This is a genomic window from Streptomyces sp. NPDC001927 (genome assembly GCF_053594455.1).
Genome location: NZ_JBSFEN010000013.1, coordinates 1 through 16417 on the forward strand (window position 1 = coordinate 1; position 16417 = coordinate 16417).

Annotated in this window: 14 protein-coding genes; 11 read left to right on the forward strand and 3 right to left on the reverse strand. The window is 71.7% G+C overall.

Annotation, left to right across the window (positions count from 1 at the left end; genetic code table 11):
- Positions 1-140 precede the first annotated feature (140 nt).
- On the reverse strand, positions 141-713 hold the full coding sequence (locus tag ACWCO8_RS31145) for an alpha/beta fold hydrolase (protein WP_451035060.1): 573 nt from the start codon (positions 711-713) through the stop codon (positions 141-143).
- A gap of 115 nt (positions 714-828) precedes the next feature.
- Here ACWCO8_RS31145 and ACWCO8_RS31150 point away from each other — a divergent pair, with 115 nt between their 5' ends.
- From ACWCO8_RS31150 to gatB, 9 genes are all read left to right on the forward strand, one after another.
- A complete protein-coding gene (locus ACWCO8_RS31150) occupies positions 829-1368 on the forward strand; it encodes an LOG family protein (protein WP_451035061.1) in 540 nt (179 codons plus the stop codon).
- A 7-nt stretch (positions 1369-1375) separates the two neighbouring features.
- On the forward strand, positions 1376-2074 hold the full coding sequence (locus ACWCO8_RS31155) for an SDR family oxidoreductase (RefSeq protein WP_362003589.1): 699 nt from the start codon (positions 1376-1378) through the stop codon (positions 2072-2074).
- 13 nt (positions 2075-2087) lie between these two features.
- The gene (locus ACWCO8_RS31160; protein ID WP_451035062.1) at positions 2088-3101 is read left to right on the forward strand and encodes a methionine synthase; all 1014 of its coding nucleotides are present in this window, start codon (positions 2088-2090) and stop codon (positions 3099-3101) included.
- A 32-nt stretch (positions 3102-3133) separates the two neighbouring features.
- Complete coding sequence (gene ligA, locus ACWCO8_RS31165) at positions 3134-5314, forward strand: NAD-dependent DNA ligase LigA (RefSeq protein ID WP_451035063.1); 2181 nt, start codon at positions 3134-3136, stop codon at positions 5312-5314.
- Positions 5315-5551: 237 nt separating this feature from the next.
- A complete protein-coding gene (locus ACWCO8_RS31170; protein WP_451035064.1) occupies positions 5552-7702 on the forward strand; it encodes a putative bifunctional diguanylate cyclase/phosphodiesterase in 2151 nt (716 codons plus the stop codon).
- Between the two features lie 97 nt (positions 7703-7799).
- Entirely contained in the window at positions 7800-8096 is a 297-nt protein-coding gene (gatC, locus tag ACWCO8_RS31175; protein ID WP_015036350.1) for an Asp-tRNA(Asn)/Glu-tRNA(Gln) amidotransferase subunit GatC, read from the forward strand.
- Between the two features lie 4 nt (positions 8097-8100).
- On the forward strand, positions 8101-9600 hold the full coding sequence (gene gatA / locus ACWCO8_RS31180) for an Asp-tRNA(Asn)/Glu-tRNA(Gln) amidotransferase subunit GatA (protein WP_362003582.1): 1500 nt from the start codon (positions 8101-8103) through the stop codon (positions 9598-9600).
- On the forward strand, positions 9597-9842 hold the full coding sequence (locus ACWCO8_RS31185) for a hypothetical protein (protein ID WP_384507929.1): 246 nt from the start codon (positions 9597-9599) through the stop codon (positions 9840-9842). Before gatA ends, ACWCO8_RS31185 begins: the two co-directional genes overlap by 4 nt.
- Positions 9843-9857: 15 nt before the next feature.
- Positions 9858-11369, forward strand: coding sequence for an Asp-tRNA(Asn)/Glu-tRNA(Gln) amidotransferase subunit GatB (gene gatB / locus ACWCO8_RS31190; protein WP_451035065.1), 1512 nt, complete (start codon positions 9858-9860; stop codon positions 11367-11369).
- Positions 11370-11447: 78 nt separating this feature from the next.
- Here gatB and ACWCO8_RS31195 read toward each other — a convergent pair whose 3' ends face one another.
- Entirely contained in the window at positions 11448-12056 is a 609-nt protein-coding gene (locus ACWCO8_RS31195) for a TetR/AcrR family transcriptional regulator (RefSeq protein ID WP_451035066.1), read from the reverse strand.
- A 162-nt stretch (positions 12057-12218) separates the two neighbouring features.
- Here ACWCO8_RS31195 and ACWCO8_RS31200 point away from each other — a divergent pair, with 162 nt between their 5' ends.
- A complete protein-coding gene (locus ACWCO8_RS31200) occupies positions 12219-13106 on the forward strand; it encodes an alpha/beta hydrolase family protein (protein ID WP_451035067.1) in 888 nt (295 codons plus the stop codon).
- A gap of 38 nt (positions 13107-13144) precedes the next feature.
- On the opposite strand, the gene ACWCO8_RS31205 is transcribed toward ACWCO8_RS31200, so the two are convergent.
- Positions 13145-13921, reverse strand: coding sequence for an MBL fold metallo-hydrolase (locus ACWCO8_RS31205; protein ID WP_451035068.1), 777 nt, complete (start codon positions 13919-13921; stop codon positions 13145-13147).
- 274 nt (positions 13922-14195) lie between these two features.
- On the opposite strand from ACWCO8_RS31205, the gene ACWCO8_RS31210 reads away from it, so the two are divergent.
- The gene (locus ACWCO8_RS31210) at positions 14196-16274 is read left to right on the forward strand and encodes a phosphocholine-specific phospholipase C (RefSeq protein WP_451035069.1); all 2079 of its coding nucleotides are present in this window, start codon (positions 14196-14198) and stop codon (positions 16272-16274) included.
- The last annotated feature ends 143 nt before the right edge of the window (positions 16275-16417 follow it).

Here is a 16417-nt window from a genome sequence, read left to right on the forward strand (position 1 = left end):
CCGATCCGGCAGCAGCGGCTCGATCCTCGCCCACTGGGCGTCAGTCAACGACACACATCAGCCAACGATCAGATGATCCGAAGGAAACGGCCTAGGGCCTGAGACGCTGTGACGGCCTGAGGCTGGCCAGGACGGCCTCGCTACTCCTCCTCGTAGAAGCCCTCCAGGACCGGCGCCAGGATGTGCGGGGCCACCTCGTGCGTCTGGCCCGTCAGGGTGCGGTGGCGGCCCCGGGGGAGGGCCGTCGAGACCGCCACGGCCGCCCGGCGCGTCCGGGACGGGCTCGCGCCGCCGTCCACGACCAGCACGCGCGCGTGGACCCGCCCGAGCCGCGCGGCCGCCTCCACCGAGAACGGCGGCTCGAAGACCGAGAGCCGCTCCACCGGCAGCCCGGCGGCCACCGCCGCGAGCGCGAGCGCCCCGCCGGACCCGATCCCGTGCACGAAGGCCTTGCCGCCCACCTCGTCGATCAGGGCCGCCAGGTCCTCGATCTCCTCCTGTTCCACCCCCGACGCCCGCCGGTCGTACGTGACGATCGCGTACCGGGGCGCCAGGAGATCGGCCAGGGGCCGCCCGCTCTCGGCCGTGCACGGGGCGCCGCTCACCAGGATCACTGGCGTCCCCTCCCCGCGCAGCTCGTACGCGATCGTCGTCCCGTCCGCGGAGCGCACCCGCCCCCGGACGCCGCCCCATGTGCCGCTCGTCTCGTCCATGGCAGTGCTGACCGACCCCGTGCGCCGAACTCATCGGTGGGGCACGGAAATTCCGGGAAAATCTTGAGAGCGGGGGTCCGGAGGCACCCGCCAGGCGCGCGTTACCGTGGGCGCCATGAACATCTGCGTCTTCCTCTCCGCCGCCGACCTCGACGAGCGCTACACCGCCCCCGCCCGCGACTTCGCCGAGCGCCTGGGCAAGGCGGGCCACACCCTCGTGTGGGGCGGCTCGGACTCCGGTCTGATGAAGGTCGTCGCGGACGGGGTGCAGGAGGCGGGCGGCCGACTCGTCGGCGTCTCCGTCGACTTCCTCGCCGCCAAGGCCCGCCCGGGCGCGGACCAGATGGTCTTCGCCAAGGACCTCGCCGAGCGCAAGGCCCTGCTTCTGGCCAAGTCGGACGCGATCGTGATCATGGTCGGCGGCACCGGCACCCTCGACGAGGCCACCGAGGTCCTGGAGCTGCGGAAGCACGGCAAGCACACGAAGCCCGTGGTCCTGCTGAACACGGCAGGGTTCTACGACGGCCTGAAGACCCAGTTCCACCGCATGGAGGCCGAGGGCTTCCTCCCCCTTCCCCTCACCGACCTGGTCTTCTTCGCCGAGGACGGCGTGTCCGCTCTCGCCCACCTGGAGGAGTCTGTAGCCGCTCGGTGATGCGAGCATGGGTCCCATGGCTACTCATGTGATCACCGGGGCGGGTTCCGGCATCGGCGCGGCGGTCGCCCGCCGGCTCCACGCGCGCGGGGACGACCTCGTGCTCCACGCGCGCGACGCCGGACGGGCCAAGGAACTCGCCGCCGAGTTCCCCGGCGCCCGGACGCTCGTCGGCGACCTCGCCGACCCCGACCGGCTCTCCTGGGCCTTCTCGCACCAGAGCCTGCCCGAACGGGTCGACACGCTCCTGCACATCGCGGGCGTCGTCGACCTCGGGCCGGTCGGCGACCTCACCCCCAAGACCTGGCGCCACCAGCTCAACGTCAACCTGATCGCCCCCGCCGAACTGACCCGGCACTTCCTGCCCCAGCTGCGGGTCTCCCAGGGGCACGTGGTCTTCGTCAACTCCGGCGCCGGACTGAACGCCCACGCCGAGTGGAGCGCCTACGCCGCCTCCAAGCACGGCCTGAAGGCCCTCGCCGACTCCCTGCGCCACGAGGAGCACGCCAACGGGGTGCGGGTCACCTCCGTCTACCCGGGCCGCACCGCGAGCCCCATGCAGGCGAAGGTCCACTCCCAGGAGGGCAAGGAGTACGACCCCTCCCGCTGGATCGACCCCGAGTCGGTCGCGACCGCGATCCTGACGGCCGTCGATCTCCCGCGCGACGCGGAGATCAACGACCTGACGGTCCGTCCGGGACGATAGGGACGCCGGAACAGTGACCGAGACCAGCGAGACCAACGCGTTCGTCTGGGGGCCCGCCACCGGCGTCGGCTCCCTCCCCGGCGGTGACGCCCGGGAAGCCGCCAAGACCGTCACGGGCAGCTTCGAGGACTTCCCCTTCCTCGCCGAACTGCCCGCCCGCGGACCCGGCGCCGACATGATCGGCCGGACCCTCGGGCTGCTCGTCGACCTGTACGCGCACGTGGAGCCCAGCGGCTGGCGGATCAGCGACCGGCCCGGCCGGGACACCCGGCGCGCCCGCTCCTGGCTCGGCGAGGACCTCGACGCCCTGGAGGAGTTCACCCAGGGGTACGAAGGTCCGCTCAAGGTCCAGGCCGTGGGCCCCTGGACGCTCGCGGCCGCCCTCGAACTGCGCGGCGGCGAGGCCGCCCTCGGCGACCCCGGCGCCTGCCGGGACCTCGTGGGCTCCCTCGCCGAGGGCCTCGGCGTCCACCTCGCCGAGCTCCGCAAGCGGATCCCCGGCGCCAGGATCGCCCTCCAGCTCGACGAACCCTCCCTCACCGCCGTCCTGCGCGGCCACGTCCGTACCGCCAGCGGCTACCGCACGTACCGGGCCGTCGACCGGCAGGTCGTCGAGAGCGCCCTGCGCGAGGTGATCGCGGTCCACGACGGCCCGGTCGTCGTCCACTCCTGCGCCCCCGACGTGCCGTTCGGGCTGCTGCGGCGGGCCGGCGTCGACGCCGTCTCGTTCGACTTCGGGCTGCTCACCGAACGTGACGAGGAGCCGATCGGCGAGGCCGTCGAGGCGGGCACCAGGCTCTTCGTGGGCGTGGTGCCGTCCACCGACACGGCATTGTCCGACCCGGGCGGTAGCGTCATGGGTGTCAGGACGCTGTGGCGCAGGCTGGGGCTGAATCCGGGGACTCTCGCCGAGTCCGTCGTGGTCACCCCGACGTGCGGGCTCGCGGGCGCTTCGCCCGCCTACGCCCGCGCGGCCCTCGCCCACTGCGCCCGGGCGGCGAGATCGCTCGCGGACAACCCTGAGTGACGGGGTCTGAGGCAACGGGAGGACGAGTAACGGTGGCAGTCGAACAGGGGGCCCTGCCCGCCGCGGCACGGGAGCAGCACACGGAGCTGGCCGAGCAGGTCGAGGAGCACCGCTTCCGGTACTACGTGAAGGACCAGCCGGTCATCAGCGACGGCGAGTTCGACAAGCTCCTGCGCGCCCTGGAGGCGCTGGAGGAGGAGTACCCCGAGCTGCGCACGCCGGACTCGCCCACGCAGAAGGTCTCCGGGGACTACGAGACGGGTCTGGCCAAGGTCGACCACCGCGAGCGGATGTACTCGCTGGACAACGCCTTCGACGACGCCGAGCTCGCGGCCTGGGCCGAGCGGATCGCCAAGGACGTCGGCACGTCCGCCTACCACTTCCTGTGCGAGCTCAAGGTCGACGGCCTGGCGATCAACCTGACGTACGAGAAGGGCCGGCTCACCCGGGCGGCGACCCGGGGCACCGGCGTCACCGGCGAGGACATCACGCCCAACGCCCGCACCATCCACGGCATTCCGGAGCGGCTGTCCGGTGACCGCGTCCCCGATCTCGTGGAGATCCGGGGCGAGGTCTACTTCCCGATGGAGGCCTTCGCCGACCTCAACGCCCGCCGGGTGGCGGCCGGTGAGCAGCCGTACGCCAACCCGCGCAACTCCGCCTCCGGTTCGCTGCGGCAGAAGGACCCGCGGGTCACGGCCACGCTTCCGCTCCGCATGGTCGTCCACGGCATCGGCGCCCGTGAGGGCTTCGCCATCGACCGGCTCAGCGAGGCGTACGAGCTGCTGCGCGAGTGGGGCCTGCCGACCGCCCGACACAACAAGGTGGTCGACTCCCTCGAGGCGGTACGGGAGTTCATCGCGTACTTCGGTGAGAACCGGCACTCCGTGGAGCACGAGATCGACGGGGTCGTCGTCAAGCTGGACGAGATCCCGCTCCAGGGCCGGCTCGGCTCCACCGCGCGCGCCCCGCGCTGGGCGATCGCCTGGAAGTACGCGCCGGAGGAGGTCAACACCAAGCTCGTCGACATCAAGGTCGGCGTCGGCCGGACCGGCCGGGTCACGCCGTACGCGCAGGTGGAGCCGGTGACGGTGGCCGGTTCCGAGGTCGAGTTCGCCACCCTCCACAACCAGGAGGTCGTGAAGGCCAAGGGCGTGCTCATCGGCGACACGGTCGTGCTGCGCAAGGCCGGTGACGTCATCCCGGAGATCCTCGGCCCGGTCGCCGACCTGCGGGACGGCACCGAGCGGGAGTTCGTGATGCCCGCCGAGTGCCCCGAGTGCGGGACGCCGCTGCGGGCCATGAAGGAGGGCGACATCGATCTGCGCTGCCCGAACGCGCGGACGTGCCCCGCCCAGCTGCGGGAGCGGCTCTTCTATCTGGCCGGCCGCGAGTGCCTGGACATCGAGAACTTCGGCTCGGTGGCCGCCGCCGCGCTCACCCGCCCGCTGGAGCCGTCCGAGCCTCCGCTTCTCGACGAGGGCGATCTCTTCGACCTCACCATCGAGCGGCTGCTGCCGATCAAGGCGTACGTCCTCGACCCGGACAGCGGGCTGCCCAAGCGGGACCCGAAGACCGGCGAGGAGAAGGTCGTCACGGTCTTCGCCAACCAGAAGGGCGAGCCGAAGAAGAACGCGCTTGCCATGCTGGCCAACATCGAGGCGGCCAAGACCCGTCCGCTGGCCCGGTTCCTCAACGGCCTCTCGATCCGGCACGTGGGGCCGGTCGCCGCCCAGGCGCTCGCCCGCGAATTCCGCTCCCTGGAGCGGATCGAGCAGGCGACCGAACAGGAGCTCGCCGACGTCGACGGGGTCGGCGGGATCATCGCCGCCGCCGTGAAGGACTGGTTCTCCGAGGAGTGGCACCGCGAGATCGTGCGCAAGTGGCGCGCCGCCGGGGTGCTCCTCGAGGACGAGGGCGCGGGCGAGGACGAGGGGCCGCGTCCGCTGGAGGGGCTCACGGTCGTCGTCACCGGCACGCTGCAGAACTTCACCAGGGATGGCGCAAAAGAGTCGCTCCAGAGCCGCGGTGCGAAGGTGACCGGTTCCGTTTCGAAGAAGACCGACTTCGTCGTCGTGGGCGAGAACCCCGGATCCAAGTACGACAAGGCGATGCAGCTGAAGGTTCCGGTTCTGGACGAGGACGGCTTCGCCGTCCTGCTCGAACAGGGGCCCGAAGCCGCTCGGGAGGCGGCCGTCCCGGCCGAGGCGTAGCCCGGGGGACGCCGACGGGAAGCCCTGTCGGCGTCACCCGTTCGGCGCATACCAGATCGTTACGGGTGGGCAGGTCGCATTCGGGCAAGAGATGGAGAGCGCTGCCCGTCGGAGCCCTCCGCGGCCTACTGTTGAGACCGTGCGTCTGTCGCGCGGCCGAGTGGGCTCTGCCGGCCGTGGCGGCATGACAACGGCCCACCGCGTTGCGACGGCACCGCCGGCTGTGAGAGGGACGGAATGAAACCGACCGAGAGTGCCGCCGCCCCGCTCTCGCGGGCGCGCGGCCGCGCGGCCTGCGTGGCGATCACCTCCGGGCTCCCCGGCGTCGTGGTCGGTCTCGCCGCCGTCGTGCTCGCCACCGGGATCTACCGGGCCGTGAGCTCCGGCCACGGGCTCTTCCCCGGCGGCGCCGAGGGCTGGTCCCTCGCCGTCCTCACCGGACTCATCGTCGGACACCTCGTCGCCCTCGGCCGGGACCGCTGGTGGGGCGGCACCGGCTCCGGCGCCGCCCTCACCCTCGCCGTCCTGCTCCTCTACGGCTGGGTGCCCGCCGGACTCGTCTCCATGGCCGTCGTCGTCCTCGTCGGCGCCGCCCGCCGCCACCGCTGGCGCCAGGGCCTCCTGCACGGCTCCGTGGACGTCCTCGGCGTCGGCGCGGCCGCCCTGGTCCTCGCCGCCTTCGGAGACGTACCGACCGTCGAGAACCCCTGGCAGCCCCCCGCCTGGGGGATCTCCGACATCCCCGAGGTCGCCCTTGCCGCCGGCACCTACCTCGTGGTGACCCGGCTGCTCCTCTGGTACTCCCTCTCGCCCCAGGGCGGACTGCCGACGGTCGCCCGCACCGCCCTGCTCCGCCAGGGCCTCGTCGCCGTCGCGCTGCTCGGCATCGCGCCGCTGATCTGCGTCGTCGCCGTCTCCCAGCCGCTGCTGCTTCCGCTCTTCGCCGTCCCGCTCATCGCCCTCGACTCCACGCTCTGGATCGCCCGCGCCCGCGCCGAGGAGCAGTTGAAGGACCCGCTCACCGGCCTGCCGAACCGCCAGTGGCTCCTGGAGCGGGCCTGGACCGCCCTGGAGCAGGCCGAGGGCGAGGGCGCCCGCTCCGCGCTCGTCCTGATCGACCTCGACCGTTTCCGATCGGTCAACGACACCCTCGGGCACCTCGCGGGAGACCGGCTGCTCCTCCAGATCGCCGAGCGGCTCAAGCTCGCCCTGCCGCGTGGAGCGGAGGCCGCCCGGCTCGGCGGCGACGAGTTCGCCGTCCTGCTCCCCATCGCCGACTCCACCACCAGCGCCCAGCGCGTCGCCCGCCACCTGGTCGCCGAACTCTCCTCGCCGCTCGACCTCGACGGGCTCACCCTCGTCCTGGAGGCCAGCGCGGGCGTCGCCGTCTTCCCCGACCACGCGCTCGACGCCGAGGGTCTCCTGCGCCGCGCCGACGTCGCCATGTACCAGGCGAAGCGGGACCGTACGGGCGTCGAGGTGTACGAGTCCAAGCGCGACTCCAACACCCCCGACCGGCTCGGTCTCCTCGGCGACCTGCGCCGCGCCCTGGACGCCGGCGAGGTCGAGCTGCACTACCAGCCCAAGGTCCGCTTCGACGGCCAGGTCGCCGGCCTGGAGGCCCTGGTCCGCTGGGTGCACCCGGAGCGCGGCCGGGTCCCCCCGGACGAGTTCATCGCCATCGCCGAGTCCTCCGGCCTGATGCCGCACCTCACCGAGTACGTCCTGGAGACCGCGCTCGCGCAGGTGGCCCGGTGGCGGGCCCAGGGGTTGAACGTTCCTGTGGCCGTCAACGTCTCGCCCCGCGACGTCCACACCCCCGGCTTCGCGGGCGCCGTCGCCGCCCGTCTGGCCCGCCACGGCGTCCCGGCCGGGGCGCTCCAGTTGGAGATAACCGAGCACGTGCTCCTTGAGGACCCGCAGCGCGCCGCCGACACCATGGCCGGCCTGACCGGCCACGGCGTGAAGATGTCCCTGGACGACTTCGGTACCGGCTACTCCTCCCTCGTCCACCTGCGCCGCCTGCCGGTGAGCGAGCTGAAGATCGACCGTTCCTTCGTCGCCCGGCTCGCCGTCGACGCGGAGGACGCCGAGATCGTCCGCTGCACCCTGGACCTCGCCCACTCGCTCGGTCTGCTCGTGGTCGCCGAGGGCGTCGAGGACGACGAGACCTGGGAGCGGCTGCGGGACCTGGGCTGCGACGCCGTCCAGGGCTGGCTGGTCGCCGCGGCGATGCCGCCCGCCGAGACCACCGCTTGGCTGCGCGCCCGCGGCGAGCACGGCTGGCGCCGCCCCTCCGAGGAGGCCGCCGAGCTCCGGGCCCTGGAGGCCGCCGAGACGGCCTCGCCCGTGGACCTCGACCACCCCTCGGGCCAGGTGGTGCAGTAGCCCCCGCGCGAGTGCCGCGGACGAACCGTTTCACGGGTGGCGGTGCGGGCCCCATAGGATTGGGCCAACACCATCAAACTCACCCCGTGAGGATCGCATGCCTGGCATCACGCGCGAGGAGGTCGCCCACCTCGCACGGCTGGCGCGTCTGGAGCTGAAGGGCGAAGAGCTCGATCACTTCGCCGGTCAGCTCGACGACATCATCGGCGCGGTCGCCCGCGTCTCCGAGGTCGCCGACCAAGACGTACCGCCGACCTCCCACCCGCTGCCGCTGACGAACGTCATGCGCGCGGACGAGGTCCGTCCGTCGCTCACCCCCGAGCAGGCGCTCTCCGGCGCCCCGGCCCAGGAGCAGCAGCGTTTCAAGGTGCCGCAGATCCTGGGGGAGGACTAATCACATGACGGACAGCACCATCATCAAGCTCACGGCCGCCGAGATCGCCGCGAAGATCGCCTCCGGCGAGCTCACCGCCGTCGAGGTGACCGAGGCCCACCTGGCCCGGATCGAGGCCGTCGACGAGAAGGTCCACGCCTTCCTGCACGTCGACCGCGAGGGCGCCCTCGCCCAGGCCCGCGCCGTGGACGAGAAGCGCGCCAAGGGCGAGAAGCTCGGCCCGCTCGCCGGCGTCCCGCTCGCGCTGAAGGACATCTTCACCACGTCCGGCATGCCGACGACCGTCGGTTCGAAGATCCTCGAAGGCTGGATCCCGCCGTACGACGCGACCCTGGTCAAGAACCTGAAGGCCGCCGACGTCGTCATCCTCGGCAAGACCAACATGGACGAGTTCGCCATGGGGTCCTCCACCGAGAACAGCGCCTACGGCCCCACCGGCAACCCCTGGGACCTCACCCGGATCCCCGGCGGCTCCGGCGGCGGCTCGTCCGCCGCCCTCGCCGCGTACGAGGCCCCGCTCGCCATCGGCACGGACACCGGCGGCTCGATCCGCCAGCCCGCCGCCGTCACCGGCACCGTCGGCGTCAAGCCGACCTACGGCGGCGTCTCCCGCTTCGGCATGGTGGCCTTCTCCTCCTCCCTCGACCAGGGCGGCCCCTGCGCCCGTACGGTCCTGGACGCGGCCCTGTTGCACGAGGCCATCGCCGGGCACGACCCGCTGGACTCGACCTCCATCGACGCCCCGGTCCCGCAGGTCGTCGAGGCCGCCCGCAACGGCTCCGTCGCCGGCATGCGCGTCGGTGTCGTCAAGCAGTTCCGCGGCGAGGGCTACCAGGCCGGTGTCGTGCAGCGCTTCGACGAGTCCGTCGAGCTCCTCAAGGAGCTGGGCGCCGAGATCGTCGAGCTGGACTGCCCGACCTTCGACCTCGCCCTGTCGGCGTACTACCTGATCGCGCCGTCCGAGTGCTCCTCCAACCTGGCCCGCTTCGACGCCATGCGCTACGGCCTGCGCGTCGGCGACGACGGCACCCGGTCGGCCGAGGACGTCACCGCCCTCACCCGTGAGGCCGGCTTCGGCGACGAGGTCAAGCGCCGCATCATTCTCGGTACGTACGCGCTCAGCTCCGGCTACTACGACGCGTACTACGGCTCGGCGCAGAAGGTCCGCACGCTCATCACCCGCGAGTTCGAGCAGGCCTTCGAGCAGGTGGACGTGATCGTCTCCCCGACGACCCCCACCACCGCCTTCCCGATCGGCGAGCGCGCCGACGACCCGATGGCGATGTACCTCGCGGACCTGTGCACCATCCCGACCAACCTGGCCGGCAACGCCGCCATGTCGCTGCCCTGCGGCCTCGCGCCGGAGGACGGCCTGCCGGTCGGCCTGCAGATCATCGCCCCCGCCATGAAGGACGACCGGCTGTACAAGGTCGGAGCCGCCGTCGAGGCCGCCTTCGTGGAAAAGTGGGGTCACCCGCTGCTCGAGGAGGCTCCGTCGCTGTGAGTACCAGTGCACTGCAGAAGGCCAAGGGCTTCAAGAAGTCCAAGGCCGGTACGTACCTGTCCATGGGCACCACCGCCTTCGGCGCCGTCACCGTGATGAAGCAGGTCAAGAAGGCCCGCGCCGAGCACGACACGCTCAAGCTCGTCGACGCCGTCGTGTCCGCCGCCGCCATCGTCACCGGCCTCGCGATCCTGTACCGCGAGCTGAAGCGCCTCGGCGACGACGACGTCCTGCTGGGCTGAGAGGGAAGTTCCACCGTGACTGTCACTGAACTGCTGTCGTACGAAGCCGCGCTGGCCGCGTACGACCCCGTCATGGGCCTCGAGGTCCATGTCGAACTCGGTACGAAGACCAAGATGTTCTGCGGTTGTTCGACCGAGCTGGGCGCCGAGCCCAACTCGCAGACCTGCCCCACCTGTCTCGGTCTGCCCGGCTCGCTCCCGGTCGTCAACGCGATCGGCGTCGAGTCGGCCGTGAAGATCGGTCTCGCGCTGAACTGCGAGATCGCCGAGTGGTGCCGCTTCGCCCGGAAGAACTACTTCTATCCGGACATGCCGAAGAACTTCCAGACCTCGCAGTACGACGAGCCGATCGCCTTCAACGGCTACCTGGACGTCCAGCTGGAGGACGGGGAGATCTTCCGCGTGGAGATCGAGCGCGCCCACATGGAGGAGGACACCGGCAAGTCGCTGCACGTCGGCGGCGCCACCGGCCGTATCCACGGCGCGTCCCACTCCCTGCTGGACTACAACCGCGCCGGCATCCCGCTCATCGAGATCGTCACCAAGCCCATCGAGGGCGCGGGCGAGCGGGCCCCCGAGGTCGCCAAGGCGTACGTCGCCGAGCTGCGCGAGCTGATCCGCGCCCTGGGCGTCTCCGAGGCGCGCATGGACAAGGGCCAGATGCGCTGCGACGTGAACCTGTCGCTGCGCCCCAACGGCACGCAGACCTTCGGCACCCGCTCGGAGACGAAGAACGTCAACTCGCTCCGTTCGGTGGAGCGGGCGGCGCGCTTCGAGATCCAGCGCCACGCGGCCGTGCTGACCTCCGGCGGCACGATCGTGCAGGAGACCCGTCACTTCCACGAGGAAGACGGCTCCACCACGTCCGGCCGGATCAAGGACAACGCCGAGGACTACCGGTACTTCCCGGAGCCCGACCTCGTCCCCGTCGCCCCGGCCCGTGCGTGGGTCGAGGAGCTGCGCGGCGAGCTGCCCGAGCTGCCGCGCGTGCGCCGCAACCGGCTCCGCGAGGAGTGGGGCGTGTCGGAGCACGACATGCAGTCCATCCTCAACGCGGGCGCGGTCGACCTGATCGTCGCGACCACGGAGGCCGGCGCCCCGTCGGACCAGGCGCGCAAGTGGTGGATGGGCGAACTGGCCCGCTCCGCCAACGAGTCGGGCACGGCCCTGGACGAGCTGCCGATCACCCCGGCGCAGGTCGCCCGGGTGACCGAGCTGGTCGCCTCCGGTGACCTCACCGACAAGCTGGCCCGCCAGGTCATCGAGGGCGTGCTGGCCGGCGAGGGCGGCCCGGACGAGGTCGTCGAGAAGCGCGGCCTGAAGGTCGTCTCCGACGAGGGCGCGCTCGGCACGGCGGTCGACGAGGCCATCGCGGCCAACGCGGGCATCGCCGACAAGATCCGCGGCGGCAAGGTCGCGGCGGTCGGCGCCCTGGTCGGCGCGGTCATGAAGGCCACCCGCGGCCAGGCGGACGCGGCGCGCGTGAAGGACCTGATCCTGGAGAAGCTGGGCGTCAGCGAGGGCTGATCGACTGGTTGTCTCGTACGCGTACGAGGGCGGCGCCCCGGGTCCATCGGACTCGGGGCGCCGCCCTTTGTCGTCGTCTCAGTGTGGCTGGCGCAGTCCCGCGACGAGGAGGGTGACGAGGCGGCGGGCGTCGTAACGGGGGTCGCTCTCGGCGCCGATGCAGAGGTTGCCGATGCCGCGCATGAGTTGGTACGCGTCGAGGTCGAGGTCGGCGCGGATCTCGCCGGAGGCGACGGCGGCGTCGAGGAGTTGGTCGCAGACCGGCACGAGCCGCTCGAGGAAGTAGGCGTGCAGGGCCTCGAAGCCGGGGCCGTCGCCCTGCATGGCGGCGGCCAGTCCGTGCTTGGTGACCAGGAAGTCCACGAACTGGTCGACCCACTGCGCCAGGGCCGCGTGGGGCGTCGGGCTGTCGGCCAGCAGTCCGGGACCGGCTTCGGCGCAGGCGTCGACCTGGTGGCGGTAGACGGCGATGACGAGGTCGGCGCGGGTGGGGAAGTGCCGGTAGATCGTGCCCATCCCGACGCCCGCGCGGGCCGCGATGTCGCGCACCGGCGCGTCGACACCCGAGGCGACGAAGGCCGCGGCCGCCGCCTCCAGCAGGGTCTGCTGGTTGCGCTGGGCGTCCTTGCGCTTGGACCGGGCGCTGCTCCCCGGGGCTTGGGCCTGGCCCTGGCCGTTGTCGTCCACCGCGGCTCTCCATCCTTCTGCACAAGGGGTCTTGCGAAGCGGAACAGTGTTCCGTATCGTTAGCGGAGCGATGTTCCGTTTCATCCATGATGGCAGATCGCACGCGCAGGCGTGCACCGAATGCCGACGACGGAAGGCACCTCCATGCCCATGCTCATGTCCATGTCCGCGAAGCCCGTGGTCCTGCCCGCATCGAGGGGCCGGGGCGAGGACCTCCAGGTCCGCGTGTCCGCCCCCGCGACCGGCGGCGATCTGCCGGTGGTCGTCTTCTCGCACGGCTTCGGCTCGTCGATGGACGGCTACGCACCGCTGGCGGATCACTGGGCGGCGCACGGCTTCGTGGTCGCCCAGCCCACACACCTCGATTCCAGGACGCTGGGCATCCCGGCCGATGACCCCCGTACGCCGCAGATCTGGCGCATCCGCGTCGAGGACCTCACGCGGGTGCTGGACGGCCTCGACACGCTGGAGGCGGCCGTACCTGGCCTGGCGGGACGCGTCGACCACGAGCGCGTGGCGGTGGCGGGCCACTCCTGGGGCGCCCAGACGGCGAGCACGCTCCTGGGCGCGCGTGTCCTCGACGCCGACGGCGCACCGGGGGAGGACATGTCCGACCCCCGGGTCAAGGCGGGCGTGCTGCTCGCGGCGACGGGCCTGGGCGACGACCTGACCCCGTGGGCGGCGGAGCACTTCCCCTTCATGAGGCCGTCGTTCACCACCATGACCACACCGGCCCTGGTCGTCGCAGGCGACAAGGACCAGTCCCAGCTGTCCACCCGCGGCCCGGACTGGTTCACCGACCCGTACACGTACAGCCCGGGGCCCAAGAGCCTGCTCACGCTGTTCGGCGCGGAGCACTCGCTCGGCGGCATATCCGGCTACGAGGCCGCCGAGACGACCGACGAGCACCCCGCGCGCGTGGCGCTGATCCAGCGACTCACGACGGCCTTCCTCCGCAGTGCCCTCTGCGGCGAGGACACGGGGTGGAAGACGGCGGTGGCGGAGCTGGAGGAGACCCCCGGCCCGCTGGGGACCTTGCGGAGCAAGTAGCCGGCCGGGCGGCCGATGCTGACCGGCGAAGGATCAGGTCAGGTGGACGGGCGGAGGGTGAACGTGGTGCCGGGGGTCGCGTGGTCGATCGGGCCGTCGTAGCGGGTCGCGGCGCGGGTCACCGCCTCCTGCGGGGTGAGGAAGCGGCCGACGTGCGTGACGATCAGGCGGCCCACCCCGGCCGCGTGAGCCGTGTCGCCGGTGTCCTCGGGGGTGTGGTGCACCTGCTCGCCCTCCTTTGGCGCCTCCGCGCTCTCGGCCTCGCAGAGCAGCGCGTCGCAGCCCGCTGCCAGCTGCGTCAGGCTCGGGCACGGTGCGGTGTCGCCGGAGTACACCAGTGATCCGCCCGCTCCGTCGACGCGAACGGCGAACGCCGGGATGCCGTGCTTCACCGCCCGGCTGGTCAGCCGCAGCGAGCCGATGTCGGCCCGGTGTCCGTCGTACAACTCGGTGACGGCGAAGGCGGATTCGACCGCGCTGCGGTCGGCCGTGTTGGTGAGGTATCCGGCCAACCGGTCGGCGATGCCCGGCGGGCCGTACAGCGGAATCGGCGCCGGCAGGTGGATGTCCGCGTACAGGAGGCCGTAGTACGCGGTCAGCAGGTCCGCGCTGTGGTCGGCGTGCAGGTGGGAGATCCAGATGGCGTCGAGCTCGTCCAGCCGTACGTGCCGCTGGAGTGGGCCGAGGGTTCCGCTGCCCGCGTCCACCCAGATCCGGGTGTCACCGCTCGCCACCAGGTAGCCGGAGCACGGGTTGTCGACGCTCGGGTAGGGCGTCGCGGAACCCAGGACCGTAAGGCGAAGCTCGTCCGTCATCCCTGGATCCTAGAACGCGTGATCCACGGTCGCGGGCCGGTGTTCCGCACCCGGCCCATGGCACACGAACGCCCGGTGTCCCGGACCTCCGTCACGCTGACGGGGCGTCGCGTATCCGCCCGGATACCGGTGATGGACGTTCACCACCGCGTCCGAATCGGGTCTTCTCTCCGTCACCCGGCCTCACTACCGTCCCCCAGGTACCACCCAATGGCTCGAAGGCGAACCATTGGCCGTCGACTGGAGGTCGGTCTTGTCCCCCGAGAAGTCCCGGATGTCCCGCCGCAAGGTGCTCGCCCTGGGCGGAGGCGCGCTCGGCGCCGCGGCTGCCGGTTCGCTGCTCCCGCCGTCGCTCCAGGAGGCGATCGCCGCGGGGCCGCCGGCCGGGGGCATGTCCGCCGTGCGGCACGTGGTGATCCTCATGCAGGAGAACCGTTCCTTCGATCACTACTTCGGCACCCTCCGCGGTGTCCGCGGCTTCGGTGACCGCAACGCGATCGAGCTGCCCTCCGGCAAGCCCGTCTTCGAGCAGCCCGCCGCCCTCGGCCGGACCGTGTTGCCGTTCCCGATCCGGGGCGCGGCCGAGACGCAGGCGAAGGACCTCCAGTACATCGGCGACCTCGACCACTCCTGGAGCGGCGGCGCCAAGGCCTGGCACGAGGGCTGGATGGACGGCTGGGTCTCCGCCAAGACCGCCGCCACCATGGCGTACTACGACCGCCAGGACATCCCGCTCCACTACGAGCTCGCGGACACCTTCACCATCTGCGACGCCTACCACTCGTCCACGCACACCTCGACGAGCCCCAACCGCAACCACCTGTGGTCCGGCTGGACCGGTTACGAGGCCGACGGCTCCCGTGCCGTCACCAACGCCGCGTACGCCGAGGGCACCCACCCCGGCTACTCCTGGCCCACCTACGCCGAGCGCCTCGAAGCGGCCGGGCGGAGCTGGAAGACGTACACGGAGTGGGAGAACTTCACCGACAACAACATCGAGTTCTTCACCTCCTTCAAGAAGATCGCCCGCAAGGCCCTCGCCCCGACCGGCGGCCACACCTTCATGGAGTCCTTCTACGCCGCCGTGCGGGATACGGAGGACGCGGGCGAGCGGGCCCGGCTGCTCGCCGCCTTGGAGGACGGGGTCGCCACGCTCAGCGCCGCCGAGCGCTCGCTCTTCGAGCGCGGCCTTCGCCGGGTCGAGTCCGGCAAGCTCGCCGACGCCTTCCGCGCCGACGTCGCCGCCGGGACGCTGCCGGAAGTCTCGTACCTCGTGCCGTCCGCGATCGACTCCGAGCACCCCGGCTCCTCCTCGCCGGTCGCCTCCGCCTCCCTCGTCTACAAGGTGCTCGACGCCCTCGGCGCGCACCCGGACGTCTGGCGCCACACCGTCCTGCTGATCAACTACGACGAGAACGACGGCTTCTTCGACCACGTGCCGCCGCCCGTCCCGCCGGCCGACAACACGGACGAGCGCTGGAAGGGCCTGCCCACCGGCCTCGGCATCCGGGTCCCGATGCTCGTCGTCTCGCCCTGGTCGCTCGGCGGCTACGTCTGCTCCGAGACCTTCGACCACACCTCGGTGATCCGCTTCCTGGAGCAGCTCACCGGCATCAAGGAACCCAACGTCACCCCCTGGCGGCGGGCCGCCGTCGGCGACCTGACCTCCGCCTTCGACTTCCGGCGCACCCACCGGCAGCCCGACGTCCAGGAGCCCGGCCCGATCCCGCCGTTCTCCGGCCGCTGGCGGCCGCAGCCGCCGCTGGTCCAGACGATGCCGGTCCAGGAGCCGGGCACCCGCCCGGCCAGGCCGCTGCCGTACCAGCCGGACGCCCAGGCGCGGGTCGGCGCCGGCGGGATCACCGTCGACCTCAAGAACACCGGGAAGGGCTCCGCGCACTTCGCGCTGTACCCGTACGCGGGTGAGTTCACCGTCCCCCAGCACCGCGATGTAAGGGGCACGGCACAGTGGGCGGTACCCCTTACGCGTGATCATTACCGGTTCACGATCACCGGCCCGAACGGCTTCCGCCGCGAGTTCGAGGGCCCGGCGGCGGGCGGCGCCGAGCTCGCCTCGCACATCGACCACCATGACCGTGACCTGCATCTCACCGTACGGAACACGGGCTCCGCGCCGGTCTCCTTCACCGTCCGCCCGCTCGGCTACGTCGACAGCGACGACCTGCGCGACTGGAGCCGTACGGTCAAGGTGAAGCCCGGCCGCAGCCGTACCCTCGTGCACTCGGCCGCCGACGCGCACGGCTGGTACGACGTCGAGGTGACCGCCCCGGGCGGCTTCCGCCGACGGCTCATGGGGCACATCGAGAACGGGCGCGCCAGCGTCTCCGGCTGAGACCCCTCGTACGCGGCGTTCGCGCGGGGGCCCGGGTCCAAAGGCCCGAGCCTCCGCGCGGCGCTGTGAGTATCGACACGAATGGGGCATTTGATCTTATTGGGCTGCGAGAGTGGGCTCATCCAGGTCAAGTGTTCTTTTCG

What these genes read in the sequence shown, in the direction of transcription:
- ACWCO8_RS31150 (WP_451035061.1), top strand. Translation starts at nt 829, where the DNA reads ATGAACATCTGCGTCTTCCTCTCCGCCGCCGACCTCGACGAGCGCTAC.
- ACWCO8_RS31210 (WP_451035069.1), top strand. Translation starts at nt 14,196, where the DNA reads ATGTCCCGCCGCAAGGTGCTCGCCCTGGGCGGAGGCGCGCTCGGCGCC.
- ACWCO8_RS31170 (WP_451035064.1), top strand. Translation starts at nt 5,552, where the DNA reads ATGAAACCGACCGAGAGTGCCGCCGCCCCGCTCTCGCGGGCGCGCGGC.
- ACWCO8_RS31155 (WP_362003589.1), top strand. Translation starts at nt 1,376, where the DNA reads ATGGGTCCCATGGCTACTCATGTGATCACCGGGGCGGGTTCCGGCATC.
- ACWCO8_RS31205 (WP_451035068.1), bottom strand. Translation starts at nt 13,921, where the DNA reads ATGACGGACGAGCTTCGCCTTACGGTCCTGGGTTCCGCGACGCCCTAC.
- gatA (WP_362003582.1), top strand. Translation starts at nt 8,101, where the DNA reads ATGACGGACAGCACCATCATCAAGCTCACGGCCGCCGAGATCGCCGCG.
- ACWCO8_RS31145 (WP_451035060.1), bottom strand. Translation starts at nt 713, where the DNA reads ATGGACGAGACGAGCGGCACATGGGGCGGCGTCCGGGGGCGGGTGCGC.
- ACWCO8_RS31200 (WP_451035067.1), top strand. Translation starts at nt 12,219, where the DNA reads ATGTCCGCGAAGCCCGTGGTCCTGCCCGCATCGAGGGGCCGGGGCGAG.
- gatC (WP_015036350.1), top strand. Translation starts at nt 7,800, where the DNA reads ATGCCTGGCATCACGCGCGAGGAGGTCGCCCACCTCGCACGGCTGGCG.